The sequence below is a fragment of the Pseudomonas lurida genome, assembly GCF_013522705.1.
GTDB lineage: Bacteria > Pseudomonadota > Gammaproteobacteria > Pseudomonadales > Pseudomonadaceae > Aquipseudomonas > Aquipseudomonas quebecensis.
Genome location: NZ_JAAMRE010000058.1, coordinates 1 through 2284, shown reverse-complemented (window position 1 = coordinate 2284; position 2284 = coordinate 1). Strand labels below are relative to the sequence as shown.

Here is a 2284-nt window from a genome sequence, read left to right as displayed (position 1 = left end):
TCAGTCCTCACATGGCCTGGAGTCAGCGTTGTTTCATGCGGTCGATGACCACGGCCAGCAGCAGGATCGAACCTCGAATCACATATTGGTAGAAGGTGTCGATGTTCTTCAGGTTCATCGCGTTCTCGATGATCGCCAGGATCAGCACGCCCGCGATCACATGGCGGATCATGCCGATGCCGCCGCTCAGCGACACGCCGCCCAGTACACAGGCGGAGATCACCGTCAGTTCAAAACCCTGGCCGATCATCGGTTGGCCCGAGGTCATGCGTGAGGCGAGGATCACGCCGGCCAGTGCGCCGATCAGGCCGTGCACGGCGAAGATCAGGATTTTGGTGCGGTCCACGTTCACGCCCGCCAGCAGCGCCGCTTCCGGGTTGCCGCCGATGGCCATGGTGTTGCGCCCGTAGGTGGTGTAGTTGAGCAGCCAGCCGAAAAACAGGAAGCACACCAGGGTGATCAGGATCGGCACCGGCACGCCGAACAGCTGGCCGTTGCCGAAGATGAAGAACTGCTCCTGGGACACGCCCACAGCCTTGCCGTCGGCAAATATGTAGGCCAGGCCGCGCACGATCTGCATGGTCGCCAACGTGGTGATCAGCGCGTTGACCCGCAGCTTGGCGATCACGATGCCATTGATCAGCCCGACGACCAGGCCCATCAGCAATGCTGCGCCAATGCCCAGCATCACGCTGTCGGTATCGCGCATGACGATGGCCGCGACCACGCCGGCACAGGCGATCACCGAGCCCACCGACAGGTCAAAATGCCCCGACGCCAGGCAGAACAGCATGGTGCACGCCGCGATGCCCACGGTCGACACCGCCAGGCCCAGGCCGCGCATGTTCAGCGGCGAGAGGAAGTTGTCGATCAGCAAGGCGCACAGCACGAAGATGCCGATGGCCGCCAGCAGCATCGCCCAGTTGTCGAGCAAGGCGCGCATGTCCAGGGGTTTGCGTGCGCGGGGCAGCGCGTTGTTTTGAGTGGTCATGGTCTTCTCTCAGTTCGTCACGCGGCGCGGCAAGGCCAGCTGCAGCAGGTTGGATTCAGTGGCGTGTTCGCGCAGTTGTTCGCCGCGCAGGGCGCCTTCGCACAGCACCAGGATGCGGTCGGAAATGCCCATGACTTCCATCAGGTCGCTGGACACCACAATCACCGCAATGCCCTGGGCCGCGAGGTTATGGATGATCTGGTAGATCTCGGCCTTGGCACCGATATCGATGCCCCGCGTCGGCTCGTCGAGCAGCAGCACTTTCATCGGCATCGACAGCCAGCGGCCCAAAATGGCCTTCTGCTGGTTGCCGCCGGAGAGGTACAGGATCTTTTGCGCGGCGTTCGGGGTTTTGACTTTCATCGCCTGGATCTGGTGTGCGGCGTTGCCCTTCTCCCAGCCCTCGCGCAGCAGCCAGCCGAAGCGCGAGTGGGCGCCACGGGCACTGATGTTGATATTCTCGGCCACGCTGGACAACGGGATGATGCCTTCCTTCTTGCGGTCTTCGGGGCACAGCAGCACCCCGGCGGCGATGGCGTCGCGCGGCGAACGCAGTTGCAATGGCTCACCACAGAGCTCAAGGCTGCCGGCGCGGGCACGCTCCAGGCCGCTGAGCAGACGGAACAGCTCGGTACGCCCTGCCCCGACCAGGCCGAACAAGCCGAGGATTTCGCCTTTGCGCACCTGGAAACTCACCGGCTCGCGCAAGCCTGGCCCAAGCAGACCGTCGACCTTGAGCGCCACCTCGCCCTGCTCGCGCGGGCGGTAGTCGTAGATGTCCTGAATGTCGCGACCGACCATGCAGGTCACCAACTGGTCGTGGGTCAGTGCGCTCATGTCCTCGAACGTGCGCACGTAGCGGCCGTCCTTGAACACCGTGACCGCGTCGCAGATGCGGAACACTTCTTCCATGCGATGCGACACGTAGAGCACCACTTTGCCCTCGTCGCGCAGGCGCGTGATGATCGCCATCAAACGGTCGATCTCCCGTGCCGACAGGCTGCTGGTCGGCTCGTCGAAGGCGATCACATGGGCGCCACGGGACAGCGCCTTGGCGATTTCCACCAATTGGCGCTGGCCCAGGGACAAGCGCCCCAGCTTCTGGTCCGGGTCGATCTCATCGGCCAGGCCCTTGAGGCACGCCAGGGCCTGCTTGCGCAGCAGGCCACGGTTGACCACGCCCCAGCGCGTGGGCAAATGGCCGAGGAACAGATTCTCGGCCACGCTCATTTCCGGCACCAGATGCAGCTCCTGGTGAATCACCGCCACGCCGCTGGCGATGCTGTCGGCGGC

At 64.0% G+C, this 2284-nt stretch carries 2 protein-coding genes; both read right to left on the bottom strand.

All coding sequences use genetic code 11. The features are described from left to right. Positions 1 to 22 precede the first annotated feature (22 nt). Positions 23 to 991, bottom strand: coding sequence for an L-arabinose ABC transporter permease AraH (araH, locus tag G7025_RS26500; RefSeq protein ID WP_181081933.1), 969 nt, complete (start codon positions 989 to 991; stop codon positions 23 to 25). Positions 992 to 1000: 9 nt separating this feature from the next. Then, positions 1001 to 2284 (bottom strand): L-arabinose ABC transporter ATP-binding protein AraG (gene araG / locus G7025_RS26495; protein WP_181081932.1); only part of this gene is annotated, 1284 nt, incomplete at its 5' end.

Coding starts and splice junctions, on each gene's coding strand:
- araH (WP_181081933.1), bottom strand. CDS start 991: ATGACCACTCAAAACAACGCGCTGCCCCGCGCACGCAAACCCCTGGAC.